The 25533-nt window shown below is 72.2% G+C and carries 20 protein-coding genes; 3 read left to right on the forward strand and 17 right to left on the reverse strand.

Annotation, left to right across the window (positions count from 1 at the left end):
• Positions 1-96: 96 nt before the first annotated feature.
• The 14 genes from CA984_RS14660 to mraZ form a co-directional block, all read right to left on the reverse strand.
• Positions 97-801: a YggS family pyridoxal phosphate-dependent enzyme gene (locus tag CA984_RS14660; protein ID WP_086572265.1), complete on the reverse strand. Its 705-nt coding sequence runs from the start codon at positions 799-801 to the stop codon at positions 97-99.
• A gap of 91 nt (positions 802-892) precedes the next feature.
• Positions 893-2290: a cell division protein FtsZ gene (gene ftsZ, locus CA984_RS14665; protein WP_086572268.1), complete on the reverse strand. Its 1398-nt coding sequence runs from the start codon at positions 2288-2290 to the stop codon at positions 893-895.
• A 225-nt stretch (positions 2291-2515) separates the two neighbouring features.
• The gene (locus CA984_RS14670) at positions 2516-3184 is read right to left on the reverse strand and encodes a cell division protein FtsQ/DivIB (protein WP_086572270.1); all 669 of its coding nucleotides are present in this window, start codon (positions 3182-3184) and stop codon (positions 2516-2518) included.
• Positions 3185-3239: 55 nt separating this feature from the next.
• On the reverse strand, positions 3240-4646 hold the full coding sequence (gene murC / locus CA984_RS14675; RefSeq protein ID WP_086572272.1) for a UDP-N-acetylmuramate--L-alanine ligase: 1407 nt from the start codon (positions 4644-4646) through the stop codon (positions 3240-3242).
• Positions 4647-4781: 135 nt separating this feature from the next.
• A complete protein-coding gene (gene murG, locus CA984_RS14680) occupies positions 4782-5873 on the reverse strand; it encodes an undecaprenyldiphospho-muramoylpentapeptide beta-N-acetylglucosaminyltransferase (protein WP_086572274.1) in 1092 nt (363 codons plus the stop codon).
• Positions 5874-5939: 66 nt separating this feature from the next.
• On the reverse strand, positions 5940-7214 hold the full coding sequence (gene ftsW / locus CA984_RS14685; protein WP_086572276.1) for a putative lipid II flippase FtsW: 1275 nt from the start codon (positions 7212-7214) through the stop codon (positions 5940-5942).
• A gap of 55 nt (positions 7215-7269) precedes the next feature.
• Positions 7270-8667 carry a UDP-N-acetylmuramoyl-L-alanine--D-glutamate ligase gene (gene murD / locus CA984_RS14690; RefSeq protein ID WP_086572278.1) on the reverse strand — a complete coding sequence of 466 codons (1398 nt, stop codon included), beginning with the start codon at positions 8665-8667 and terminating at the stop codon, positions 7270-7272.
• A gap of 40 nt (positions 8668-8707) precedes the next feature.
• Positions 8708-9766 carry a phospho-N-acetylmuramoyl-pentapeptide-transferase gene (mraY, locus tag CA984_RS14695; RefSeq protein WP_086572280.1) on the reverse strand — a complete coding sequence of 353 codons (1059 nt, stop codon included), beginning with the start codon at positions 9764-9766 and terminating at the stop codon, positions 8708-8710.
• The gene (locus CA984_RS14700; protein WP_086572282.1) at positions 9763-11160 is read right to left on the reverse strand and encodes a UDP-N-acetylmuramoyl-tripeptide--D-alanyl-D-alanine ligase; all 1398 of its coding nucleotides are present in this window, start codon (positions 11158-11160) and stop codon (positions 9763-9765) included. Before CA984_RS14700 ends, mraY begins: the two co-directional genes overlap by 4 nt.
• 12 nt (positions 11161-11172) lie before the next feature.
• Positions 11173-12717, reverse strand: a complete 1545-nt coding sequence (locus CA984_RS14705) for a UDP-N-acetylmuramoyl-L-alanyl-D-glutamate--2,6-diaminopimelate ligase (RefSeq protein WP_086572284.1) — start codon at positions 12715-12717, stop codon at positions 11173-11175.
• 40 nt (positions 12718-12757) lie between these two features.
• Positions 12758-14545 carry a peptidoglycan D,D-transpeptidase FtsI family protein gene (locus CA984_RS14710; RefSeq protein WP_479725531.1) on the reverse strand — a complete coding sequence of 596 codons (1788 nt, stop codon included), beginning with the start codon at positions 14543-14545 and terminating at the stop codon, positions 12758-12760.
• An 851-nt stretch (positions 14546-15396) separates the two neighbouring features.
• Entirely contained in the window at positions 15397-15909 is a 513-nt protein-coding gene (gene ftsL / locus CA984_RS14715) for a cell division protein FtsL (protein WP_133061659.1), read from the reverse strand.
• Positions 15887-16879, reverse strand: a complete 993-nt coding sequence (gene rsmH / locus CA984_RS14720; protein WP_051864367.1) for a 16S rRNA (cytosine(1402)-N(4))-methyltransferase RsmH — start codon at positions 16877-16879, stop codon at positions 15887-15889. Before rsmH ends, ftsL begins: the two co-directional genes overlap by 23 nt.
• A 222-nt stretch (positions 16880-17101) precedes the next feature.
• Positions 17102-17533, reverse strand: a complete 432-nt coding sequence (mraZ, locus tag CA984_RS14725; RefSeq protein WP_012889563.1) for a division/cell wall cluster transcriptional repressor MraZ — start codon at positions 17531-17533, stop codon at positions 17102-17104.
• 493 nt (positions 17534-18026) lie between these two features.
• Between mraZ and CA984_RS14730 the strand changes: the two genes are divergently transcribed.
• The 3 genes from CA984_RS14730 to CA984_RS14740 are packed head-to-tail and all read left to right on the forward strand — an operon-like array spanning position 18027 to position 22695.
• On the forward strand, positions 18027-19004 hold the full coding sequence (locus CA984_RS14730) for an AAA family ATPase (protein WP_086572289.1): 978 nt from the start codon (positions 18027-18029) through the stop codon (positions 19002-19004).
• A complete protein-coding gene (locus tag CA984_RS14735; RefSeq protein ID WP_086572291.1) occupies positions 19001-20254 on the forward strand; it encodes a DUF58 domain-containing protein in 1254 nt (417 codons plus the stop codon). The genes CA984_RS14730 and CA984_RS14735 overlap by 4 nt, the downstream gene beginning before the upstream one ends.
• A complete protein-coding gene (locus CA984_RS14740; protein WP_086572293.1) occupies positions 20254-22695 on the forward strand; it encodes a transglutaminase TgpA family protein in 2442 nt (813 codons plus the stop codon). The genes CA984_RS14735 and CA984_RS14740 overlap by 1 nt, the downstream gene beginning before the upstream one ends.
• A 144-nt stretch (positions 22696-22839) precedes the next feature.
• Here the strand turns inward: CA984_RS14740 and CA984_RS14745 are convergent, their stop codons facing one another.
• From CA984_RS14745 to CA984_RS14755, 3 genes are all read right to left on the reverse strand, one after another.
• A complete protein-coding gene (locus CA984_RS14745) occupies positions 22840-23238 on the reverse strand; it encodes a DUF3040 domain-containing protein (protein WP_031160111.1) in 399 nt (132 codons plus the stop codon).
• Positions 23239-23385: 147 nt separating this feature from the next.
• Positions 23386-24606, reverse strand: a complete 1221-nt coding sequence (gene dinB / locus CA984_RS14750) for a DNA polymerase IV (RefSeq protein ID WP_086572296.1) — start codon at positions 24604-24606, stop codon at positions 23386-23388.
• A 55-nt stretch (positions 24607-24661) separates the two neighbouring features.
• Entirely contained in the window at positions 24662-25420 is a 759-nt protein-coding gene (locus tag CA984_RS14755) for a methyltransferase domain-containing protein (RefSeq protein ID WP_086572298.1), read from the reverse strand.
• Positions 25421-25533 lie beyond the last annotated feature (113 nt).

The following is a 25533-nucleotide window of genomic DNA, read 5'->3' on the forward strand; positions in this document are numbered from 1 at the left end:
GCGATTTCCCTGGGGCGGTAGCCGCACCCCCTTGGAGCTCACCACCGATCGACCTCTATCTGGATACGCGGACGCCAAGGTCCACTTGAAGGGACATTACCTGACTAAGGGCTTCCTGCGACCGAGCAACGCCGTACCGACCCGCAGGTGTGTCGCGCCATTCGCAATGGCCTCGGACATATCACCGCTCATACCCGCGGAGATGACGTCGGCCCCGGGGTGGGCATCCCGCATGACCTGCGCGATCTCCCGAAGCCTGGCGAAGGCCCTGCCGGGTTCCTCCCCCAGCGGCGCCACCGCCATCACCCCGCCCAGCCGGACCCCCGGAGCGGCGGCCAGGGCCTCCGCCAGCGCGGCCACGTCCGCAGGCCGCGCCCCGCCCCGCCCGGGATCGCCGTCCAGGGCGACCTGCACCAGGCAGGTGATCTCCCTGTCCGCCCTGACCGCCTCCTGGCTGAGCGCGGTCACCAGACGTGGACGGTCCACCGAGTGGACGACGTCGGCGTAACCGACCACGGAGCGGGCCTTGTTGGTCTGCAACTGGCCGATGAAGTGCCAGGTGAGGTCCAGGCCGGCACATTCGCGCACCTTGGCCGAAGCCTCCTGGTCACGGTTCTCCCCCACGTCCGTCACCCCCAGTGCGGCCAGGAGCCGCACGTCGGAGGCCGGGTAGGTCTTGCTCACCGCGATGAGCGTCAGTTCCTCGCGGGTACGGCCGGCGGCCCGGCAGGCTTCGGCGATGCTCGCCTCAACCTCGGCCAGACCGGCCGCGATCTCATCAGGTCGTGTTGTTTCCGTCACTTCTCCGCCGTTCAAATACCGACAAACCGGCGGAATCCATTCTCCCCTGTCACAGCTGAGTGATCCGTCGATCACCCAGCCGTGAGCAATGTCACTTCAGGAAGTCGGGGACGTCGAGCTCCTCTTCCTGCTCCTCGAAGATCACCGGCCGCCTCCGGGCGGGGTCGGAGACCCTGGCGGAGATGGGGGTGGGCTGCGAAGGCTCCGGCGCCGGGCGCGGGATCGACACCGGCGGCGCCGGAGCCTCCTCCACGCGGGGCGGCTCGGCCTGCTCCGCCGGGATGTGCACCGGCGGAGCGGGCTGGACCGGGTGGATCTGCTGGACCGGCTGCGGAGCCGGCGGGATCGGCGTCTCCGCCACCGGGACGGCCGCCGGCGGCGGGCCGGCGACCGGCCGGACCTGCGCCTGCTCGACCCTGGGCTCGGCCTTCACCGTGGGCGGCGCCGGACGGACCGGCGCGGTCACCGCGGGAGCGGGGGCCGGGCGCGCGGCCGGCTGCTGGCGGGAGGCCGGCTGCGGCACGACGGTCTTGGTCTCCGCGGCGGGCTCGTCGAACCCGGCCGCGATCACGGTGACGCGCACCTCGTCGCCGAGGGCGTCGTCGATGACCGTACCGAAGATGATGTTGGCATCCGGCGCCGCGGCGTTGGAGACCAGCTGGGCCGCTTCGTTGATCTCGAACAGGCCGAGGTCGGACCCGCCGGCGATCGACAGCAGGACGCCGTGGGCGCCGTCGATGCTGGCCTCCAGCAGCGGGCTGGAGACGGCCATCTCGGCGGCGGCGACCGACCGGTCGTCGCCGCGCGCGTGGCCGATGCCCATGAGCGCCGAACCGGCCCCGGACATGACCGACTTCACATCGGCGAAGTCGAGGTTGATCAGACCGGGCGTGGTGATGAGGTCGGTGATGCCCTGGACACCGGAGAGCAGCACCTGGTCGGCCGCCTTGAAGGCGTCCAGCACGCTCACCTGCCGGTCGGAGATCGACAGCAGCCGGTCGTTCGGGATCACGATGAGGGTGTCGACCTCCTCGCGCAGGGTCTCTATGCCGGCCTCGGCCTGCATCGCCCTGCGCCGGCCCTCGAAGCTGAAGGGCCGGGTGACCACGCCGATGGTCAGCGCGCCCAGCGAGCGCGCGATGTTGGCCACCACCGGAGCACCGCCGGTGCCCGTGCCACCGCCCTCTCCGGCGGTGACGAACACCATGTCGGCGCCCTTGATGACCTCTTCGATCTCCTCGCGGTGGTCCTCGGCCGCCTTGCGCCCGACTTCGGGGTTGGCCCCCGCGCCGAGGCCGCGGGTGAGTTCGCGCCCGACATCAAGCTTGACGTCGGCGTCACTCATCAGCAGCGCCTGAGCGTCGGTATTGATGGCGATGAACTCGACGCCCTTGAGTCCCTCCTCGATCATCCGGTTGACGGCGTTGACTCCGCCTCCGCCGATTCCTACAACCTTGATGACCGCGAGGTAGTTCTGCGGTGCTGCCACGACGAGGGGCCTTTCCGCTCGTTGACTTGCAATTTCATGCGGCACGGGGCCCGTGCCGTCGTTTCCAAAACCCTCACCCTCAAGTTGAGATTTAGATTTATGTCAACCTGAGGAGTGATACGGACAGTAGGAGTTACGCTCCAGGTGGGTCAACTAACCGCGCCGCAAGCGCGCCCGGCGTGTCGCGGGCCGTCCTTTTCCGGGACCGCGCGCGACCTGCCGGGGTCACTTCACCGTCACGACGTCCGGCGAGCTCACGTCATAGGTGTCGGCGGGACGTTTCAGCAGCGTGACGAGGATGCCGGCCTTCGCGGCCGGACGGTCCCGGCCGCCCCACACGACCTCGCGGCCGTCCTTGAGACGCATCGAGACGGTCTCGGGCGAGGGTGCGAGCACCTCCGAGAGCCGCCGGGCCAGATCTTCGGGCAGCGCCTGTATGACGGTCAGCGCCGCGGCGGTCGCCGGGTCGCCGGGCTGGGGACGGTCGACGCGCAGCAGCGGGAGCGACGGAGGCGCGACGTCCTTGATCTCGGTCATCACACCGTGCCGGTCCATGAGCGCGAACTTGGGACCGACCGCCACCACCGCCACCGGCTCGCGCTCCACGATCTCCACCACCAGCGTGCCCGGCCAGCCGCGGCTGACCCGCACCGACTCGATCTGCCGGATCGCGCCGATCCGCCGCTCGACCGCCTCCACGTCCACGACGGCCAGGGGTCTGCCCTTGGGCACCCCCGTCGCCTGCTGGATCTGCTGGGCGGGGAGGCCGAGGTTGCCCACCACCCGGATGTCCCGGACTCCGAGCACCGACGAGAAGAACACCAGCCAGGCGGCGGTGCCCACCACCCCCACGGTGAGCAGGGCCAGGAAGGCCGACCTCCACACCCCGTTCATCGTCTCCCCCCGTCCGGCGGCTCGGGCGCCGGCGCCCCGCGTCCCCTCCCGCGAGTCACCGGGCGGCCAGCTCCGCCACGATGCGGGGGCCCAGTTCGGTCACGTCGCCCGCCCCCATGGTGAGCACGATGTCGCCGGGCCTGGCCCGGTCGGCCACCAGGGCGGGGACCGCCTCCCGCTGTGGCGCGTAGGTCACCCGCTCGGACGGGAGCGGCACCTTGCCCGCCACCAGGGCCCCTGAGACGCCCGGCTCCGGGTCCTCACGGGCGCCGTAGACGTCCAGCACGACGGCCTCGTCGGCCAGGCCGAGGGCGACGCCGAACTCGTCGGCGAAGAACCTGGTGCGCGAGTAGAGGTGCGGCTGGAAGACCGCGATGACCCTGCCGGAGCCGGAGAAGGACGCCACCACGTCCCGTGCCGCGCGCAGGTCGGCGGCGAGCTCGGTCGGATGGTGGGCGTAGCTGTCGAAGACCGCCACCCCCCCGGCCTCGCCCTTGGCCTCGAAGCGGCGCTTGGCGCCGGTGAAGGCGGCCAGGCCGTCGCGTATCTCGTCGAAGGACACGCCCAGCTCCACCGCCACGGCGATGACCGCGGTGGCGTTGAGCGCGTTGTGGCGGCCGGGGACGGCCAGCCTGACCTCTCCGCGGCCCTCGACCGCGAAGGAGATGCCCAGGCCGTCGGGGAGGATCCCGCTCACCCGGAAGTCGGCGCCCTCGGCCTCGCCGTAGGTGACCACCTTCAGGCCGCGCGCGCGGGCGATCGGGACCAGGGCGGCCGAGCCCGGGTCGTCGGCGCAGATCACCATCGACTTCCCGACCCGTTCGACGAACCGCGCGAAACTGTCGTAGACCGCGCGCGGGTCACCGTAGTTGTCCAGATGGTCCGGCTCCACGTTGGTCACCACGGCGATCTCCGGGGCCAGCATGAGGAAGGAGCCGTCGCTCTCGTCGGCCTCGGCCACGAACACCTCGCCCGCGCCCTCGTCGGCGCCCAGGCCGGTGGTCACGAGCTGGCCGCCGACGCAGTAGGACGGGTCGGCGCCGCACTTCTGCAGCGCCACCGTGAGCATCGAGGTCGTGGTGGTCTTGCCGTGGGTGCCGGCCAGCGCGACCCCGGTCCGGCCCGCCATGACCGAGGCCAGCGCGGCGGCCCTGGGGATCACGCGCAGCCCCTGGCGGAGCGCCTCGCCCAGCTCGGGGTTGGAGTCGCGGATCGCGGTGGAGACCACGACCGTGTCGACGTTCTTGATGTTCGAGGCGGCGTGGCCGATGTGGACCCTGCCGCCCAGCTCCCGCAGCTCGGTCACCATGTCCGAGCCCCGCGCGTCGCTGCCGGAGACCGGCACGCCACGTTTGAGCAGGATGCGGGCGATGCCGGACATCCCGGAACCGCCTATCCCGATGAAGTGGACGCGCCCGAGCTCTTCGGCCGCGACCGGATCCACCAACTTGACCAGGCTCATCGGTCGCTCACCACTCCTCGCTCGCCACGCGGACGGTCTCGTTCCCCGGCCGGACGGCACGCGCACCGCGCCGGTCCCGTTCCGCGCTCATCGATCGCTCATCACTCCTCGTCGGCCACACGTCCGGCTTCCGGCTCATCGGCCCCTGCCCTCCACCGCGATCTGCAGCACCCTGCGGGCGAGCGTCACGTCGGCGTCCTTCCGCCCCATCCTGGAGGCGGCCTCCGACATGGTGACCACACGCTCGGGGTCGGACAGGATGGGGAGCACGTTCTGGATGATCCACTCCGGCGTCAGGTCGGCGTCGTCGACCATGAGACCGCCACCGGCCTGCACGACCGGCTCGGCGTTGAGCCGCTGCTCGCCGTTGCCGTGCGGGAGCGGGATGTAGGCGGCGGGCAGGCCGACCGCGGTCAGCTCGGCACAGGTCATGGCGCCGCTGCGGCACAGGGCGAAGTCGGCCGCGGCGTAGGCCAGGTCCATCCGGTCGACGTACTGCAGCACGACGTACTGCGGGTCGCCGGGCGGCGGCTCCTCCTCCAGCGTGTTCTTCGGGCCGATGACGTGCAGCACCTGCACTCCGGCCCGGCGCAGTGCCGGGGCGGCGGCCAGGGCCGCCTGGTTGAGCGACCGCGCGCCCTGGGAGCCGCCGGTGACCAGCAGCGTGGGCAGGTCGGCCTCCAGGCCGAACCAGGAGCGCGCCTTGTCGCCCACGGAGAGGCGGTCCAGCCCGACGATCTCGCGCCGGAGCGGGATGCCCACGTGTTCGGCGCGGGGCAGCGGTGTGTTCTGGTGGCCGGTGAACACGTGGTCGGTCAGCCGCGCGCCCAGCCGGTTGGCCAGTCCGGGCCTCGGGTTGGCCTCGTGCACCACGATCGGCACGCCGCGCCGCCGCGCCGCCAGATAGGCGGGGGTCGCCACGTAACCGCCGAATCCGACCAGCACGTCGGCCTGGACGCGGTCCATGATGCCCGCGGCCGTGTTGATGGCGCCCGCCAGCCGGCCGGGCACGCTCAGGAGCTGGGGCGTGATCGCCCGGGGCAGCGGCACCGCCGGCACGAGCTGCAGCTCGTAGCCCCGGGCCGGGACCAGTCGCGTCTCCAGGCCGCGCTCCGTGCCGAGGCAGGTGATCCCGATGGTCGGGTCAAGCCGCCGGAGCGCGTCGGCCAGGGCCAACGCCGGTTCGATATGACCGGCCGTCCCGCCGCCGGCGAGGACCACCCTCATGTCGGTCCTTTCACTCATCGTCTTCCGCGGACCGGCCGTCGTTTCCGCGCCGGGCCGCCCAGTCGCTCATCGTCTTGCGCGGACCGGCCGGCGTCGCCTTGCCGGTCCACCCAGGCCAAGCCAGCTTAGGCCCCGCGCCACCGGTCCGGGGCCACGTGCGGCCAGAGCCTCGCGCGCCCCGGGCTCGTGTTTGGCGAAGGCGAGCAGCATCCCCAGCGCGGCCAGGGTCGGCAGCAGCGCGGATCCGCCGTAGGAGATCAGGGGCAACGGGATGCCGGTGATGGGCAGCACGCCGATGACCGCGCCGATGTTGACGATCGCCTGACCGACGATCCAGGCGATCGCGGCGACCGAGGCGAGCCGGACGAACGGGTCCCTGACCCGGCTGGCCACCCGCAGGCCCGCGTAGCCGAGCAGGCCGAACAGGGCCACCACGACCAGCGTGCCCATCAGGCCGAGCTCCTCCCCCAGGATGGAGAAGATGAAGTCGCTCTCGGCGTGCGGGGTCCAGTTCCACTTCTGCCGGCTGGCCCCCAGCCCGAGCCCGAACCAGCCGCCGCTGCCCATCCCGATCTGGCCCTGCACGAGCTGGTAGCCCGCGTCCTGCGCGTTGCCCCACGGGTCGAGCCACCCCTTGATCCGCGCCGAGCGGTAGCCCTCGATGGTGATCATCGTGATGGTGGCCAGCACCATGACCGACAGGATGCCGCCGAACAGTTTCAGCGGTGCGCCCACGACCCACAGCAGGGCCAGAAAGATCATCATCAGGACCAGGGTGGTCCCGAGGTCGCTTCCCAGCATCACCAGGACGGCCATGATCGCCAGACCCGGCATGAGGGGGATCAGCAGCCTGCGCCACTCGATCTGCCCGGCGCGGGCCCCCTTCGCCAGCAGGTCGGCCCCCCACAGCACCAGCGCGAGCTTGGCCGGCTCCGACGGCTGGATGGTGAGCTCGCCGATGTAGATCCAGCGCTGCGCGCCCTGCTCGGACGTGCCGATGAACATGACCAGGATCAGGCCCAGCGCGGCGAAGACCATCAGCGGATAACCCGCCAGCCGGAAGAACCTGAGGGGCAGCCGGGAGCAGATCCACATCAGGAGCAGTCCCAGGGCCATCGAGATGAACTGCCGGCCGAAGAGCGCGAACGCCGACTGCCGCGTCTGGAGCGCGTGGATGCTCGACGCGGACAGGACCATCATCAGCCCCAGAGCCATCAGCAGCGCGCTGACGCCCAGCAGCAGGTGGTAGGAGAAGAGCGGGCGCGCCAGCAGCTCGCGCACGCGCACCAGCCGGCCCTTGAAGGAGTCGGCGTCCGGCGGCCGGTCGCTCACGGCGGTCATCTGTCACTCCGCCCCGCCGGCCGGGCAGGGGCCCCCGGATCCCGCAAGCGTGCTCTCATACGCCTCCGGCACCGCCCTGCGATCCGTTCGGACGCTCCCGCACGGCCTGGGCGAAGGCCTCGCCCCGGGCCCCGTAGCCGGGGAACATGTCCAGCGAGGCCCCGGCCGGGGCCAGCAGCACGGTGTCCCCGGGGGCGGCGAGCCTCGCGGCTTCGATGACGACACGGTCCATGACCCCAGTGTCTTGCCCGGCCACCTCCACCACCGGGACATTCGCGGCGTGTCGCGCCAGAGCCTGCCGGATCCGCTCGCGATCGGCGCCCAGGAGCACCGCGCCGCGCAGCCGGGGCGCGGCCCGCCGTACCAGATCGTCGACGTCGGCTCCCTTGAGCTGCCCGCCGGCGATCCAGACGATCGAGGAGTAGGCGGCGAGCGACGCGGCGGCGGCGTGCGGGTTGGTGGCCTTGGAGTCGTCGACGTAGTCGACCTCGCCGACCCGCGCGACCAGCGCCATCCGGTGCGGGTCGGGGACGAAGTCCAGCAGGCCCCGCCGTACGGCCTCCGCGGGCACCCCGTAGGAGCGGGCCATGGCGGCGGCGGCGAGCGCGTTGGCCACGTTGTGCGGCGCGAACGGCCGGATGTCGTCGAAGGAGGCGAGCTCCTCGGCGTTGCGCGCCGGATCGGCCACGAACGCCCGGTCCACCAGCAGGTCCTCGACCACGCCGACCTGGCCGGGCGCCGGCACGCCGAGGGTGAAGCCGACGCTGCGCGCGCCCGTCCCCCCGTCGTACGGCGCGGCCAGGCGGGCCGACCACTCGTCGTCGGCGTTGTGGACGACCGTCCCGGCCCGCGTGAAGATCTCCCCCTTGACCCGGGCGTACTCCTCCAGGGAGCCGTGCCAGTCGAGATGGTCGGGGGCGACGTTGAGCACGGCCGCGGTGTGCGGGGCGATGCCGGGCGAGCGATGGAGCTGGAAGCTGGACAGCTCCACGGCCAGCACGTCGGCGGGGCCGGTGACGGCCTCCACGACGGGGGTGCCGACGTTGCCGACGGCGAGCGCCCTGTGCCCGGCCGCGGTGAGCATCGAGGTGAGCATCCGGACCGCGGTGGTCTTGCCGTTGGTGCCGGTCAGCGCCAGCCAGGGCGCGGCGCCCGCCGGGCGGAGCCGCCAGGCCAGCTCGACCTCGCCGATCACCTCCACCCCGGCCTCGGCCGCCGCGACGAGCAGCGGGTGGTGCGGCGGCCAGCCGGTGGCGACGACGAGGGAGGTGCCGGCGGGCAACCCGGCCGGTTCGCCGAAGCGGACCTCGACGCCGATCCCGGCCAGCTCCGCGGCGGTCGCCCTGGCCCGCTCCCCGTCCCGGCCCTCCAGGACGACCACCTTCTCGCCCCGGGCGGCCATGGCGCGGGCGACGGCCGTGCCGGAGACTCCCAGACCCGCGACGCAGATCATCCGGCCACCTCCGCCTGCCGTGCGGCCGAAGTCGCCGCGCTCACGGTTTGGGCATCCATTCGACGTAGAACAGTCCGAGGCCCGCGGCGGCGCAGAGGGCGGCCAGGAGCCAGAAACGGACCACGATCGTCGTCTCCGCCCAGCCGGACAGCTCGAAGTGGTGCTGGAGCGGGGCCATTCTGAAGACGCGTTTGCCGGTCATCTTGAAGAAGCCGACCTGGATGATCACCGACATGGTGATGAGCACGCACATCCCCGCCAGGATGATCAGCAGGAGCTGGGTGCGGGTGGTGATGGCCAGGCCGGCGAGCACGCCGCCCAGGGCCAGCGAGCCGGTGTCACCCATGAAGATCTTGGCGGGAGGGGCGTTCCACCACAGGAAGCCGACCAGCGCGCCGAGCACGGCGGCGGCGACCACGGCCAGGTCCAGCGGGTCGCGGACCCAGTAGCAGTTGGGGCCGAGCTGGGTGGTGCAGTTGTTGCGGAGCTGCCAGTTGCCGATCAGGACGTAGGAGGCCAGCACCACGCCGGTAGCGCCGCTGGCCAGGCCGTCGAGCCCGTCGGTGAGGTTCACCGCGTTGGAGAAGCCCACGATCATGATGAGCACCCAGATCGTGAACCCGATGATGCCGACCGACGGGCCGAAGTCCCGCAGGAACGACAGCCGGGTCTCGGCCGGGGTGATCAGGTAGGCGTTCGGGAAACGGGTGACCAGGACCGCGAAGACCGCGCCGACGACGAGCTGGCCCAGGGCCTTGGCGCCGCTGCGCAGGCCGAGGCTGCGCTGCTTGTAGATCTTGATGAAGTCGTCGAGGAAGCCGACCGCGCCGAGGCCCGTCATCAGGAACAGCACCAGGACCGCGGAGACGGTGGGCAGGGTCTGGCCGTACAGGTGGGCGCAGGCGAACCCGAGCAGCGCCGCGATCACGATCACGGTGCCGCCCATGGTGGGGGTGCCGCGCTTGTCGTGGTGGCCGGAGGGGCCCTCCTCCCGGATGCTCTGGCCGTAGCCGCGCTGCGAGAACAGGCGGATCGCCAGGGGGGTGCCGAACGACGACAGCAGCAGGCTGACCGCCGCCGCGATGAGGATCTCCATCATCGGCGATCACCTCCCAGCAGTGTCGCGGCCACGCGCTCCAGGCCGGCCGCGCGCGGCCCCTTGACCAGCACCACGTCGCCGGGGACCAGGAGCGCCGACAGTGCCGCGGCCGCCTCCTGCGCGTCGGCGACGTGCGTGACCCGGGTGGCGGACGGAACGCCCTCCACCGCGGCTCCGGCACCGGCCAGGACCGGGCCGGCGTCGGGCCCGACGACGAACAGGCCCTCCAGGCCCGCTCCCGCGGCCAGGCGGCCCATGCCCTCGTTCAGGGCCGCGCTCTCCTCGCCCAGCTCGCGCAGGGCGGCGATGACCGCGAAGCGGCGGCGGCCGCCCGCGAGCGCGTCGAGGGCCTCGAAGGCGGCGCGCATGGAGTCGGGGTTGGCGTTGTAGGCGTCGTTGATCACGGTGACGCCGTCCGCCCTGTCGGTGACCTCCATCCGCCAGCGGCTGCGGGGCTCGGCCTCCGACAGCTCCTCGGCGATGGTGGCGACCGGCAGGCCGAGCTCGTAGGCGGCCGCCGCGGCGGCGAGCGCGTTCTCCACGGCGTGCTCGCCGTACAGGCGGAGCCCGACAGGGGCGGCCCCGGACGGGGTGCGCAGCGTGAAGGCGGCGCGGCCCCGGTCGTCGAGGGTCACCCCCTCCGCCCGCACCGCGGCGCCCTCGGCGCGGCCGTACCAGGTGACCCGGGCGTCGGTGCGCCGGGCCATCGCGGCCACCAGCGGGTCGTCGGCGTTCAGCACGGCCACGCCGTCGGCGGGCAGCGCCTCGACCAGCTCGCCCTTGGCCTTGGCTATCGCGTCCTTGCCGCCGAAGACACCCAGGTGGGCGGTGCCGACGTTGAGGACCACGCCGATCCTGGGCGGGGCGATGCGGGCCAGGTGGCTGATGTGGCCGGCGTCCCTGGCGCTGAGCTCCAGCACCAGGTAGCGGGTGTCCTCGTCGGCCTTCAGCACCGTGAGCGGGTGGCCGATCTCGTTGTTGAACGACTCGACCGGGGCGACCGTCGGGCCGATCCTGGCGGTGAGGCGGGCCAGCAGGTCCTTGGTGCTGGTCTTGCCCGCCGATCCGGTCACGCCGATGACCGTGGTCGACGGCAGGCCGGCGCAGACCGCGGTGGCCAGGTCGGCCAGGGCGGTCACGACGTCGCCGACGACGACCGCGGGAGCGTCCACGGGCCTGGACGCCAGCACGGCGACGGCTCCGGCCTCGACGGCCTGGGCGGCGAAGTCGTGCCCGTCGGCCCGATCACCCCTGATCGCGACGAAAAGCGACCCCGGCTCGACGGCACGGGAGTCGATGACGACCGGACCGCGCACGACCGCGCGGGGATCGGCCATGCCCGCGAGGGCACCCGAGGTGATCTCGGCGATCCTGGCCAGCGGCAACGGGATCATGATGCGTCTTACCTACTCTCCATACGTGCTTCGGCGCCCGGTCCGGTTCCGCCTTCTGACGATCGCGTCGGCCACCATTTGCCTGTCGTCGAACGGGAGGACCTCGTCCCCGACATACTGGCCCTGCTCGTGACCCTTGCCGGCCACGACGACGACGTCGCCGAAGCCCGCCCGGCTGATCGCCAGGTCGATGGCCGCGGCACGGTCCGGCTCAATGATCACATGTGCGCGCTCATCCTGAGACACGCCGAGGACTCCATTCATCATCTCGGCGAGAATCCGCAGCGGATCCTCCGAGCGAGGGTTGTCACTGGTGAGAATGGCCACATCCGCCAGCCGGGCGGCGGCCTCCCCCATCATCGGGCGCTTGCCCCGGTCGCGGTCGCCGCCGCAGCCCAGCACCACGGTCAGCCTCCCGGCCGTGACCTCGCGCAGCGAGCGCAGCACCGACTCCACCGCGCCGGGCTTGTGCGAGTAGTCGACGATGGCCTGGAAGTCCTCGCCGCCGGGCACCCGCTCCATCCGGCCGGGCACCCCGGCCAGCGTGCCGACGCCCGCCACCGCGGCGCGCAGCGGCACTCCCGCCTCCACGAGGGAGACGATCGCGCCCAGCGCGTTGGCGACGTTGAACGGGCCGGGCAGGGCCACCGTCGCGTCCTCCTCGACGCCGCCGGGGCCGATCACGCGGAAGGAGCTGCCGTCGGCGCCCAGACGCACGTCCGCGGCCCGCCAGTCGGCTTCGAGGGCGCCCTCGGCGGAGAAGGTGGTCATCGGGATCTTGCTCAGCCCCAGGAGCTCGCGGCCGTGGGCGTCGTCGATGTTGACCACGCCGGCACGGCTCATCTCGGGGGTGAACAGCCGGGCCTTCGTCGCGAAGTAGTCGTCGAGGTCCTTGTGGAAGTCCAGGTGGTCCTGGGAGAGGTTGGTGAACAGCGCGACGTCGTAGAACACCGCGTCGACGCGGCCCAGCGCCAGCGCGTGGCTGGAGACCTCCATCGCGGCGGCCGTGACGCCGTGCTCGCGCATGAGGGCGAACAGGCCCTGCAGGTCGCTGGCCTCCGGCGTGGTCAGTTTGGGGGTGAAGCGCAGCTCGCCGGCGTGGATCTCCACGCCGCCGATCAGCCCGGCCTTGTGCCCGGCGGCCCGCAGCCCGGCCTCCAGCAGGAAGCTGGTGGTGGACTTGCCGCTGGTGCCGGTGACGCCGATGACCATCACGTCCGCCGCGGGCCTGCCGTACACCCAGGCGGAGACCTGGCCGAGCACGCGGCGCGGGTCCGGCACGACGAGGACCGGCAGGCCGGTCGCGACCGCGGCCGCCCTGCCCTCCTCGTCGGTCAGGATGGCGCTGGCTCCGGCGGCGAGGGCCTGCGCGGAGAAGTCGGCGCCGTGGGACGTGGCCCCCGGCAGCGCGACGTAGAGATCTCCGCGCTGGACCTGGCGCGAATCGATGGTGATCCCGGACACCGCGGCCAGCGGCGCTCGTGACGTGCCTGAGGGCGCGCCGAGCAGGCTCGCCAGCCCCGAGAGCGGACGGGGTGGACTGGTTGACGGTCGCATGGACGACGGGGGACGCACGGCGAGAGCGTACCTTCCCTTGTCACTCCCCGGCGCGTATCCGCACCGAGGCGGCCGTCGTGCCGGTGGGTGGGATCTTCTTGCTCTTCAACGCGAACGTCATCACTTTCTTGAAGACCGGGGCGGCGATCTCCCCGCCGTAGTAGCCCTTGTGCGGGTCCTGGATGACCGCGAGGACGACCAGGCGGGGCTTGTCCGCCGGGGCGAAACCAACAAATGTCGAGGTGTAACCGCAGTATCCCTGGCACTTGGGGTCATAGCGCATCGCGGTGCCGGTCTTGCCGGCCACCCGGTAGCCGTCGATGGCGGCGAGGTTGCCGGTGCCCTCGTCGCTCACGGCCGCCTCCAGCATCCCGGAGACCTCCCTGGCCGTGCGCTCGCTGACCACCCGGGTCTGCTTGCCCGCCGGGGACGGCACGAAGGCCCCGTTCTCGGCGGTGGTGCCGGCCACGATCTGCGGGGTGACGCGCACCCCGCCGTTGGCGATGGTCTGGTAGACGCTCGCCGTCTGCAGGGCGGTCACCGACACGCCCTGCCCGTAGGCGATCGTGCAGCGCTGGCTGCCCGACCACTTCTTCCAGTCCGGAAGGAGCCCGGCCTCCTCGCCGAGCAGGCCGGTGCCGGGCTTGGCGCCGAACCCGAAGCGCTCCAGCATCGCGTGCAGCTTCTCGTCGCCGACCCGCTGCGAGGCGAGGATCGTGCCGACGTTGCTGGAGGTGGCGACCACGCCGGAGAAGGTCAGGCGCTCCACGGGGTGCGGATGGGAGTCGCGCAGCACCCGGTCGGCGCACCTGATGTTGTCGGGGACCTTGAACACGGTCTCCGGCCGCACGGCTCCCGACTCCAGGGCCGCCGCCGCGGTGATGACCTTGTTGGTGCTGCCCGGCTCGAAGACGTCCGTCACCGACCGGTTGACCCAGTCCTCGGGGGCGGTCTTCTCCCAGTTCTTCAGGTCGAGCTCGGGCGCGTTGGCCATGGCGACCACCTGCCCGGTCGCCACGTCGAGCACGATGGCGCTGCCGGTGCGGGCGCCGGTGGCCTTGACCTGGTCGGTGATCGCCTTCTGCGCCGCCCACTGGATGTCGCGTTCGACGGTCAGCCGCACGTCCCTGCCCTCCACGGGCGTCTTCAGCGTGCTGCGGGTCATCGGGATGCGCTGCCCCTCACGGCCCGTCTCGATGAACTGCTCGCCGTCGCGACCGGCGAGCAGGCTGTTGTAGGTGTTCTCCAGCCCGCTCAGGCCCGTGCCGTCGTCGCCGACGAACCCCAGCAGGGTGCCCGCCAGGTCGCCGCCGGGGTAGTCGCGCCGGTAGCGGTGCTTGCTGCCGACGCCCTTGAGCCTGGGCTTGTGCTCCATGATCCGCTGGGCGACGGACGGCTCGACGGCGGCGGCCACCTGCTGGTAGCGGCTGGCGGCGTTGCCGAGCTTGGCCGCGATCTGCTCCTTGGGCAGGTTCAGCTCCGCGGCCAGGGCCGTGGCCACCCGGTCGCGGTCGGCCGGCGCGACCTCCGACGGGTCGACGAAGATCTCGCGCGCCTCCAGGGTCAGCGCGAGCTCGTGCCCGTTGACGTCGGTGATCGAGCCGCGCCGCGCGGGCAGCTTCTCGCCCCGCACCCGCTGCTCGGCCGCCTCCGCCATGTACACCTTGGAGTCCAGGCCCTGGAGCTGCACCAGCCGCCCGGCGAAGATGGACAGCACGAAGGTCATCGCGATGAGGCCGACGTTGATCCGCCTGCCGGGGTTGCCCAGGCGCAGTACGGCGGGCGGGCGCACCGGCGGGCGGGGCGGCCTGCCGCCCCGGCCCGGCATGCGGCCGGAACCGGCCGTCTGCCCCTCCCCTCGCCCCGCGACGGGGCGGATCCGTCCCGGAGAGGTCTGCGGCGCCTCCGGGCGCGGGGAGCTGCGCGGCCTGCGCGACGTCTCCGGTCCCGGCGGCCTGCCCGACCTGCCGGCTCCCTCGGGGCGCGCGGACCTGCCGGGCCTGCCCGCTCCGGGGGGGCCGCTGGGCCTGCCGGGCCCGTCCGGGCGCGCCTTGCCCGTGCCCGCCGGACCACCCTGCCCCGCGGGACGCGCCCTGCCGGTGCCCTGTGGACCGCCGGCGCCGTCGGGACGCCCCTTGCCCGCGCCCTGTGGGCCGTTGGCGCCGTCAGGACGCCCCTTGCCCGCGCCCGGGGAGGCAGGCCTGCCCGGCCCGTCGGAACGCGCCTTGCCGGCGCCCTGCGGGCCGCCTGGCCTGCCGGACCCGTCGGAACGCGTCTTGCCCGCGCCCGGTGGACCGCCCGGCCTGCCGGACCCGTTCGAGCGCGCCTTGCCGCCACCCTGCGGACCGCCGACGCCGTCCGGGCGCGCCTTGCCCGCGCCCTGCGGACCGCCGTCCGGGCGCGCCTTGCCCGTGCCCGGAGCGCCGGCTCTGCCCTGCCCTTCGGAACCGCCCGGCCTGCCGGGAGAGGCGGGCCTACCGGGGCCGTCGGCCCGTTCGGGCCCGCCCGGGCCCTCCGGCCGGGCTGGCCTGCCGGAGGAGCCCGGCCTGCCCGTCACATCCGGACCGCCCGGTCTGCCGGTACGGCCGGGCCCTCCCGGAGCCCGGCGGCCGGAGCCTCCGGCGGGTCCGCCACCGGAACCACCACGGCCGGGGCCGGGGCCCCGGCCGCCCGTCTCCTTCACCGGCCCGTGCCCGGCACTCGCTCCTGCCCGGCGGGCATCTGGCCGTCGCTCGCGGCCCGGCTGTCGGCGGAGCGGTCAGGGGTGATGACGTTGGCCTCGTCCCAGTCGGGTCCCTGCCCCTGCTTGGCGGAGCTGTCGGAGAGCGCGCCGGGCATCTCCAGGCGCATGTTCGCGTTCTTCAGCTCCTCCTTCTTCTGGCGGAGCTGGTCGTTGGCGCTACGGAGCTCGTTGACCTTGTAGGAGTCCTGGGCGAGGACGGTGTTCAGCAGCAGCAGGCTGACCAGGCCACCGCAGAGCAGGCCGATCACGAGCAGCATGAAGGGAGCACGCGGCGCGCGTCCCGGCCGGGCCGCGGGCGCCGCGGACGCGGCTGCGGGATCGGCGACGGGCGCGGTCCTGACCGGCTTGGTCCTGCGCACCTGCGGCGTCGCGCGGGGCGCGCGGACAGGACGCCCGCCGCGGCTCGGCGCGGTGCGGACGACCGACTCACTCCTTGTCAACTGCCTCACGGATCCTCTCTGCAGCCCGACACCGGGCTGAGGCCGCCCGCGGGTTGCGGGCCACCTCCTCTTCGCTCGGAAGCTCGGCTCCCCTGGTCAGAAGGGCGAACCGCGGCTGGTGAGCCGGCAACGGGACGGGCAGCCCCGGGGGGCCGGTCTCCCTGGTTCGCGCCGCGAGGACCTGCTTGGTCAGCCGGTCCTCAAGGGAGTGGTAGGCGAGCACGACCACGCGCCCGCCGAGCGTCAGTGCGTCCAGCGCGGCGGGGAGCGCGCGTTCCAGTGCTGTCAACTCCGCGTTCACCTCGATCCGCAGCGCCTGAAAAGTCCTTTTTGCGGGGTTTCCCCCGGTACGTCGGGTAGCAGCCGGAATTGCCGTTCGGACAATCTCCGCCAGCCGCTTGGTAGACGTTATGGCCTCGTTGCCCCGTTCCTTGATGATTAGGCGTGCGACACGCGGGGCGAATCGCTCTTCGCCGTAATCCCGGAGAATCCGGATGAGTTCGGCGGCCGAGTAGGTGTTGACGACGACCTCGGCCGTGAGCTCCTGGTCACGGTCCATCCGCATGTCCAGGGGCGCGTCGTAGGAATAGGCGAAACCGCGCTCGGCCTCGTCCAGCTGGGGCGAGGAGACCCCCAGGTCGAACAGGACGGCGTCGACACGGGGACGGCCGGCCTCCGCCAGCACCTCGGTCAGCTCGTCGGAGACCGCGCGGACCAGCGTGGTCCGCTCCGCGTACGGCGCCAGCCGGGCCGTGGAGCGCTCGATCGCGGTGGGATCGCGGTCGATCCCGATCAGGTGCAGCGAGGGGTGGGCGGCCAGCAGCGCCTCGGCGTGGCCGCCGAGGCCGAGATTGGCGTCGACGACGACGGGGGCGGGGCCCGCGAGCGCGGGAGCCAGGAGCTCGAGCACACGTTCGAGCATCACGGGCACATGGCCGCCCGGAGCATGCAGATCACGCATATCGTTTTCGGCGCGCATGAAGCGCAACCCCCCTCTCGCCGCCTCGCTCACGGATGCGCGGCGGACGTTCATCGGTGTCTTTACTGGCCCCCACCCCCGGGCCGTCCGGCCAGGTCCCCATCCGCACCCGTATGTCCGCCTGTCACCTGACACCGGGGAAGGTGCATCAGCTGACGTGCGTCGTGGTTGCGGGTGGAGACCTCGCCGAACGACGTTTTCACCGATGAGTCGACCGTGGAGTCACAGAATCCCTGGCAGCACCTCCTCCGACAGATCGGCAAAAGCCTGCTCTTGGTCGGCCAGATAGGTGTCCCAGGCGTGAGCGTCCCAGATCTCCAGCCGTGTGTTGGCCCCGATGACCGTGCAGTCACGGCGCAGGCTGGCGTATTCGCGCAGAGCCTGCGGGATGGTGACCCGGCCTTGTTTGTCGGCGACCTCGTCAGATGCGCTGGCGAAGAAGACACGGCTGTAGTCGCGGACCGCCTTGGCGGTCACCGGCGCGGTGCGCAGAGCCTCGGTAATGCGCTGGAACTCCTCTACGGGAAAAACGTAGAGGCAGCGCTCCTGGCCTTTGGTGATCACCAGACCCTCCGCCAGCTCCTCACGGTACTTCGCCGGCAGGAACAGCCGTCCCTTGTCATCGAGACGCGGGTGATGAGTGCCGAGGAACATCGGCCCCACCTCCCGTGCCTAGCGGAGCGCGTGGCGCTGTGGCCCCTGCTCTCCACTGCGCACCACCATACTCCACTTCTCTCCACCGTCAACTGATTCCACACCTCTTCACCGCCCGTTTCGGCGACGTTTTCCCAGGTCAATGAGGGTGGAGCGGAGTGGAGGGGGGGAGAGCGTCCCACACAGGGCGCGGGCGTGTCGACAACGGGGCAGTTGGCCGGGCGATTACGAAATCGACGGATCGGCGGCGACGGAGGGGGGAAAGTGGAGCGCTCCGCGGACTTGTCACGAGATCGGCACACCTACCGCACCTGAACGGCATGATCAGCGCCCACACTATGGCTGTTCACCCGGAATCAGCCTTAATGCCCACATAGAGTCGCCCAGGAACCTGCGGCGTCGTAGTGTCGGTACTCACAATGGAAAAGGGGCCGTAAAGGTCCCGAAAATACAACCCCCCGGCGCGAAACCGCCGCACCTTCATGGAGGCCTGGTGGCAGTAACCCATGACGTCTCACCTCGGCTCGATGATCTGGTCGTCACGGCGCACCGGATCCGCCAGGCGATCGAGTCGGTGATCGAAGGCAAGGGCGACGTCATCCGCCTGACCTTGACCGTCCTGCTCGCCGAGGGCCATCTCCTCATCGAGGATGTGCCCGGAGTCGGCAAGACCATGCTCGCCAAGGCGCTGGCACGATCCATCGACTGCCCGGTCCGCCGGATCCAGTTCACCCCCGACCTGCTGCCCAGCGACATCACCGGGGTGAGCGCCTACAACCAGCAGACGAGGGAGTTCGAGTTCAAACCCGGACCGGTGTTCGCCAACATCGTGGTGGGCGACGAGATCAACCGGGCCTCGCCCAAGACCCAGTCGGCGCTGCTGGAGTGCATGGAAGAGCACCAGGTGACCGTCGACGGCACGACCTACCGGCTGGACTCCCCGTTCATGGTGATCGCCACCCAGAACCCCATCGAGATGGAGGGCACCTATCCCCTCCCCGAGGCCCAGCGCGACCGCTTCACCGCCCGGATCGCCATGGGCTACCCCGAGCCCTCGGCCGAGCTGGAGATGCTCGACGTGCACGGCGCCGCCTCCCCGCTGGACAAGCTCGAACCGGTGGCGACCACCGCCGAGGTCCAGGCACTGATCGAGGCGGTGCGCGCGGTCTACGTCTCACAATCGATCAAGAAGTACGCCATCGACCTGGTGACCGCCACCCGCCAGACCCCCGAACTGCGGCTCGGCGCCTCCCCGCGCTCGACCCTGCAGCTGGTCCGGGCGGCCCGGGCGCACGCCGCGCTCGCCGGACGCGACTACGTCATCCCCGACGACCTGCAGGATCTGTGCCTGCCCGTCCTCGCCCACCGGCTGCTGCCCAGCGTCGAGGCCCAGGGCCAGCGCCGCATGCCCGAGCAGGTGATGGCCGACCTGGTCCGCCGGGTTCCCGTGCCCGAGGCACAGGCCAAGTGACGTCAGGCCTCAAGGCGCTCACCGCCCGCGGCCGGTCGTTCCTCGCATCCGGCGCCGCGGCGCTGCTGTGCGCCTTCATCCTCGGGGAGCACGATCTGCTCAGGATCGGCGTGCTGATCGTCTCCCTGCCGCTGCTGGCGGCGATGGTGGTGGCCCGCACCCGCTACCGGCTGAGCTGCGCGCGCCGCCTGGACCCGCCCAGGGCCGAGGTGGGCAGCGAGGCCACCGTGACGCTGCGGCTGGAGAACGTCACCCGGCTGCCGACCGGCCTGCTGATGATCGAGGACACCGTCCCCTACGCGCTGGGGGCACGGCCCAGGTTCATCCTGGACCGGGTGGAGTCACACGGCGTCCGGGAGATCGACTACCGCGTCCGGTCCGACCTGCGCGGCCGCTTCGGCATCGGCCCGCTCACCATCCGGATCAGCGACCCGTTCGGCCTGGTCGAGCTGACCAGGTCGTTCAGCATCAGCGACACGCTCGTGGTGACGCCACAGGTCGTGGCGCTGCCGCACGTCCGCCTCTCCGGCGAGTGGACGGGCGGGGGCGACAGCCGTACCAGGAGCGTCGCGGCCGCCGGCGACGACGACATCGCCCCGCGCGAGTACCGGCAGGGCGACGACCTGCGGCGGGTGCACTGGCGCTCGACCGCCAGGTACGGCGAGCTGATGGTGCGGCGTGAGGAGCAGCAGTGGCAGAGCCGGGGCGCCCTACTGCTGGACACCCGCCGGTACGCGCACCGGGGTGAGGGGCCTCGCTCGTCGTTCGAGGTGGCGGTCTCGGCCGCGGCCTCCATCGGCGTGCACCTGGCCCGCGAGGGACTCGGCCTGCGCCTGGTCACCGACCAGGGCGCCGAGCACCTCACCGACACCGGGCTGAGCTGGTCGCTGCTGGACACCCTCGCCGTGACCCGGACGAGCTCCTCGCGCTCGCTGGAGTACGGCATAAGCGCGCTGCGCCAGGGCGGCGGCGACGGCCTGATCGTGGCGGTGCTCGGCGGGGTCGACGTGGAGCAGGCCCGGGCGCTGGCCCGGCTGAGGCACGGCAACGTGACCGGCGTGGCCGTGATGCTGGACGTGGCGGGCTGGGAGCGGCCCGAACTCGGCCAGAACGAGGACTACCAGGCCGCGCAGGCGATTCTCACCGGGACGGGCTGGCGCGTCGTGCGGCTGCCCGCGGGCGCCTCGATCGCGAGCGTATGGCCGGAGGCCGCGCAGCGCGGGCGATTCACACTCACTAGGGACGGCTGATGAGACTTCCCCTGGCGTCGGGAGCGGCTACGGGAGCGGTCGCGATCGCGCTCTATCCCCTGTTCGAGGGCGGCGCCTGGTTCTGGACGTGCCTGGGGGTCATCCTGGTCGTCACCGGGATCGGCGTGCTGGGCAGCCGCTACACCCTGCCGGACTGGCTGGTGCCGCCGGCCCAGCTCGTCGCGGTGTGGATCTATCTGACGGCGGTGTTCACCGGCGACAAGGCGTGGATCGGCCTCGTGCCCACCAAGGAGTCGGTCCTCGGGCTGGCGAAGCTGCTGGGCACCGGCTTCGCCGACATCCAGCGATTCGCCGCCCCCGTCCCGTCCAGCGCCGGCATCACCCTGCTGACCTGTGGCGGCGTCGGCCTGATCGCGATCCTCGTCGATCTGCTGGCCTCCCGGCTGCACCGGGCCGCGCTCACCGGGCTGCCGCTGCTGGCGCTGTTCACCGTGCCGGCCGCGGTGGCCTCCGAGCCGATCGCCGGGCCGATGTTCGTCATCGCCGCCCTGGGCTACCTGGGGCTGCTGGCCGCCGACGGACGGGAGCGGATCACCCACTGGGGCAGGGCGGTGCTGGTGCGCCGGGCCCCGTCCTTCGTGGCCCCGAAGCCCGCCTCCGACGCCGGGACCCTGCGGCTGTCGGGCAAGCGCATCGGATTCACCGCGATCGTGCTGGCCATCCTGCTGCCCGCGCTGCTGCCCACCCTGGAGCCGAACCCGCTGTTCGGTTTCGGCGTGGGCAACGGCAAGGGCAAGGGCGGCAACTCGATCAGCATCCCGAACCCGATAGTCAACCTGCGGGGCCAGCTCTCGCTGCCGACCAACTCCACCGTCCTGACCTACACCGGCAGCGACAGCTTCCCGCGCTACCTGCGGCTGTACTCGCTGGACATCTTCGACGGCGAGCAGTGGACGATGACGGCGCAGGGCCGCTCCGAGGACCGGCTCTCCGAGGGGCCGATGCCGCCCGCCCCGGGCCAGGACATGAGCCTGCCCGTCACCGAGGCGACCACGAAGATCCAGGTGAGCGATCGGATCAGGGATCCGCTGGAGTTCCTGCCGCTGCCCTACCCCGCCAGCCGGATCCGCATCGAGGGAGACTGGCGGCCCGACCGGGACACCCTCATGGTGTTCTCCACCCAGGACAGCGCCGTAGGGCTGGCCTACGAGGTCGTCACGAGGGAGCCCAAGCCCACGGCGGAGACGCTCAAGGCGGCGCCGCCGGCTCCCCCGGAGATCAACGAGCGGTATCTGCAGCTGCCGGAGAACCTGCCCCCGGAGATCAGGGACCTGGCCAGGCAGGTGACGGAGCGGGGCTCCAGCCGCTACGAGCAGGCGATCCAGCTCCAGGAGTTCTTCACCAAGGAGGGCGGGTTCACCTACAGCCTGGCCACCCAGGGACACAACGGGCCCGCGCTGACGGAGTTCCTGCTCCGCGCCCGGACCGGGTACTGCGAGCAGTTCGCCGCCTCGATGGCGGTGCTGGCGCGGGTCCTGGGCATCCCCGCCCGGGTCGCCATCGGCTACACCGGCGGCAGCAACGCCTCCGGCGCGTGGCAGGTGCGCACGCACGACTCGCACGCCTGGCCCGAGCTCTACTTCGAGGGCGCGGGATGGCTCCGCTTCGAGCCCACCCCGACCGGCGGCGCGGGGCAGGGCAGCGCGACGGTGCCGATCTACACCCGGCCGGAGCTCACGACGACCGGCGGCGACGAGCCGGCGGCGACCCCGACCTCGAACCCCACCGACGCGGACCTCCCCAACCAGTCGGCCGGCAACCGCCGTGACCTGATGCCCGACCGCGACTTCGGCGGGGCGCCGGTCGCGGTGGACGAGGGCGTACCGGTCGCGCTGCAGATCGGCGTCGGGGTCGTGGTCGTGCTGCTGATCGCGCTGATCCCCGGGCTGCTCCGCTGGGAGCTGCGCGCCCGCCGGCGGAGGTCCTACTCCCGCGCGGCGGAGGAGCCGGCCCCGCTCCCGCACGAGGAGGCGGTCACCCCGGAACCCACCGGGCTCGTGACGGTCAGGACCGGACGGCGGGAGTCCGCGGTGGCCGCGGCCTGGGCGGAGCTCGACGACGCGTTGTGCGACTACGGCATGTCCCGGCAGCCGAGCGAGAGCCCCCGGGCTCTGGCCCGGCGGCTCACCGAGCAGTACGCGTTCGACGCGGAGGCCGCGGCCGCGATGGCCAGGATCGCCACGGCGGTGGAGCGGATGCTCTTCGCCCGGACTTCCGGTGACCTCGGCTCACTGCCCGGAGATACCCGCCGGGTACGGCGGGCTCTGGCGGCCGCCGTGACACGGGGCAGGCGGATCCGCGCGACGCTGCTGCCGCCTTCGACGCTCCTGCGGGCGCGACGGCTGGGGACGCGGATGCTGGACGGCTTCGACCGGCTGGAGAACCTCCGGCTCCGCCGTCCGGCGCGGAGGGACGTCTGAACACCGGACGCGCCGGAGGACAGATCTGACAGTTCACGTGGGCCGCCTCCTCAGGGGGGCGGCCCACAGCCGTCGGGGGGAGCGGCCCACTCGCCGCGGTCGCCCGGAGGACGCCTCACCGCGGCGGGGTCCGCGGACAGAGCCCTAGTGCTCGTCGTGACGACGGCGCCAGCGCTCTTCCATCCGTTCCATGAAGCTCTGCCGGGAGCCGCCACGGCGCCCGGCCTTGCCCGGCTGTCCGGGCCGCGCGGCCGGGCCGGCCTCACCGAACCCGTTCATCCGCTTCCAGCTTGACAGACCCCACAAACACGCGGCGAGCATGACCACGAAACCGCCGACGCCGAGCGGGATGTTGTTGATCACGACGCCGACCATCAACAGGACGATGCCCAGGACGAAGCCGATGGAGGCCTTCACCAGGCGACGCTTGTAGTGGCTGCGTGGATCACTGATCCTTACGGTATTGGCCCACTTCGGGTCCTCAGCGTAGAGGGCCTGCTCGATCTGGTCGAGCAAGCGCTGCTCGTGATCAGAGAGCGGCACGGCGCCTCCCAAGGACAGCCCCAGGACGGGGAAGACGGTGACGGACGACACGGGGTGTCCGAACCTCGCGGTCGGTTATCCCCAGAATACGAGGCTGTAGACGTAGACGAAAGAAAACGTCCAACGTAGTCCAAACCGGAGGTGACGTCATGGAGCCATTCCATCAAACGGCGGACGGACAAGCGACGCCGGGAGCACCACATCCCGGCCGAATCTCCGGGCCGCCCTGTCCATCGCCTGTTCGGCCTCCCGCCAGCCCGTCTCCCGCTCTCCGAGGCCGAGCTGCCTGGTCGCCTCGCCGGCCGGGCTGAGGTTCTCCACCCGCACCCCGACCAGGCGGAGCCGGTCCCTGTCCAGGCCGGCGGCGGCGTAGAGGTCGCAGGCGGTCGTGTAGAGCGTCTGGGCGACGTCGGTGGGCTCCCGGAGGGTCCGGGAGCGGGAGATCGTGCTGAAGTCGGCGCGGCGGAGCTTGACGCTGACGGTGCGGCCGACATGGCCGCCCTCCCTGAGCCTGGCGGCGACCCGCTCGGAGAGGCGGAGCAGCTCTCTGCGGATCTTCACCGGGTCGGCGACGTCTGTGACGAACGTCTCCTCGGCCCCGATGCTCTTGTCGGGTGCGTTCGGGGTGACCGGGCGCTCGTCGCGGCCCCAGGCGAGCGCGGCCAGATGGGCGCCGGCGGCCTGGCCGAGCTGGCGCTGCAGGGTGGCGACCGGGACCCCGGCGAGATCGCCGACGGTCCTGATGCCCAACCGCACCAGGGACTGCTCCGTACGCTCCCCTACGCCCCACAGAGCCCCTACCGGGAGCGGATGGAGGAAATCCACCACCCTGTCAGCCGGGACCACCAGAAGGCCGTCTGGCTTGCAGTGCTGCGAGGCGAGTTTGGCCACGAATTTACTGTTGGCCACCCCGACGGAGCAGGTGATCCCGTGCTCGCTCACGACCTGCTCGCGGATCATCGCGGCGATCGCGGCCGGCGGGCCGAGGCGCTTGCGCGCCCCGCCGACGTCGAGGAACGCCTCGTCGGAGGCGATCGGCTCCACCTCGGGGGTGAAGGTGTGGAAGATCTCCATGACCCCCCGGGAGACCTCGGCGTACTTCCCGCGGCTCGGCGGGATGATCACGGCCTGGGGGCAGAGCCGGCGGGCCCGCGTCATGGGCATGGCCGAGTGCACCCCGAATCTCCTGGCCTCGTAGGTGGCGCTGAGGACCACGCCACGCGCGCCGGGCGCGCCGATGACGACGGGCATGCCCTTGAGCTCCGGGCGCTCGCGCAGCTCGACGCTGGCGTAGAAGGCGTCCATGTCGACGTGCAGGATCGTGCAGCCGGTGTCGTCGGCGCCCAGGTCCGACCCCGGACGCGGCATCTGCTGTTTCCTCGACACGGGGCCATCCTAGGGGAACGCATGTTCGACGCAAGCCTCACCGGCGGCCGAGGACGTGCAACTGGGTGGCGATGTCCCGGAGCACCGGGTGGGCGGCCGCCGCCTGCTCCAGGGCGACCAGGGCACGCGCGGCGCCCGGCTCGCCGTCGAGCAACCGGCTGGGCACCAGATCGGCGAAGACGCGCACGCCGTGGACCTCGCCGGGGACGAAGCCGGTCGCGGCGAGGAGCTGCGACAGCGCCTCCCGGGTGAAGCGCCGCGGCGTGGGGTCGCGCTCGCCCCAGCGGCCCTCCGGGTCCTCCAGGACCTGGCGGGCCTCGTCGAAGCGGCCGGCGACCGAGCGGTGCAGCGCGGCGGCGAGCGGGTTGGCGGCCAGCACGCTGATCGCGCCGCCCTCGCGCAGCAGACCGGCCATGGCCGTCAGCGCGCTGACCGGATCCTCCACGTACTCCAGCACGCTGTGGCAGAGCACCAGGTCGGCGCCGTCGGTGGGGAGCAGCTCGCCCAGGTCGGCGGCGTCGCCCTGCAGCGCGCGCACGCCCACCCCCGCCTCCGCGGCACGGCGCTCGAGCGCGGCCAGCGAGTCGGGGCTGGGGTCGACGACCGTGACGGCATGCCCGAGCTCGGCCAGCGGCACGGCGAAGCCGCCCGTGCCGCCCCCGGCGTCGACGATGTCGAGGCGGGCCCGGCCGGTCGCGGAGACCCTGTCGGCCAGCACGGCCCGCAGGACGTCCCAGACGACGGCGGTGCGGACCGCCGGGGTGCCTGACTGCCTCGAGATGCCTACGGCATGCAACTTCGGATCGCCTCCTACTTCGGTGACGAGCCCAGCCTACGCCGGACGGCCCCCGGGCCGGTCCGGGGGTGATCCGTACTCGGACGCGGCCGGGCACGGGCGCGTCCGAGTAC

The sequence above is a fragment of the Streptosporangium minutum genome (assembly GCF_002149035.1).
GTDB classification, from domain to species: Bacteria; Actinomycetota; Actinomycetes; order Streptosporangiales; family Streptosporangiaceae; genus Streptosporangium; species Streptosporangium minutum.

Bases quoted from the DNA above. Each gene is read 5' to 3' on its own strand.
- CA984_RS14705 (WP_086572284.1), bottom strand. From the start codon at position 12,717: ATGCGACCGTCAACCAGTCCACCCCGTCCGCTCTCGGGGCTGGCGAGC.
- dinB (WP_086572296.1), bottom strand. From the start codon at position 24,606: ATGCCGCGTCCGGGGTCGGACCTGGGCGCCGACGACACCGGCTGCACG.
- murG (WP_086572274.1), bottom strand. From the start codon at position 5,873: ATGAGGGTGGTCCTCGCCGGCGGCGGGACGGCCGGTCATATCGAACCG.
- mraY (WP_086572280.1), bottom strand. From the start codon at position 9,766: ATGATGGAGATCCTCATCGCGGCGGCGGTCAGCCTGCTGCTGTCGTCG.
- CA984_RS14700 (WP_086572282.1), bottom strand. From the start codon at position 11,160: ATGATCCCGTTGCCGCTGGCCAGGATCGCCGAGATCACCTCGGGTGCC.
- mraZ (WP_012889563.1), bottom strand. From the start codon at position 17,533: ATGTTCCTCGGCACTCATCACCCGCGTCTCGATGACAAGGGACGGCTG.
- murD (WP_086572278.1), bottom strand. From the start codon at position 8,667: ATGATCTGCGTCGCGGGTCTGGGAGTCTCCGGCACGGCCGTCGCCCGC.
- CA984_RS14740 (WP_086572293.1), top strand. From the start codon at position 20,254: ATGAGACTTCCCCTGGCGTCGGGAGCGGCTACGGGAGCGGTCGCGATC.
- CA984_RS14710 (WP_479725531.1), bottom strand. From the start codon at position 14,545: ATGCCGGGCCGGGGCGGCAGGCCGCCCCGCCCGCCGGTGCGCCCGCCC.
- CA984_RS14670 (WP_086572270.1), bottom strand. From the start codon at position 3,184: ATGAACGGGGTGTGGAGGTCGGCCTTCCTGGCCCTGCTCACCGTGGGG.
- murC (WP_086572272.1), bottom strand. From the start codon at position 4,646: ATGAGCCTGGTCAAGTTGGTGGATCCGGTCGCGGCCGAAGAGCTCGGG.
- ftsW (WP_086572276.1), bottom strand. From the start codon at position 7,214: ATGACCGCCGTGAGCGACCGGCCGCCGGACGCCGACTCCTTCAAGGGC.
- rsmH (WP_051864367.1), bottom strand. From the start codon at position 16,879: ATGCGCGCCGAAAACGATATGCGTGATCTGCATGCTCCGGGCGGCCAT.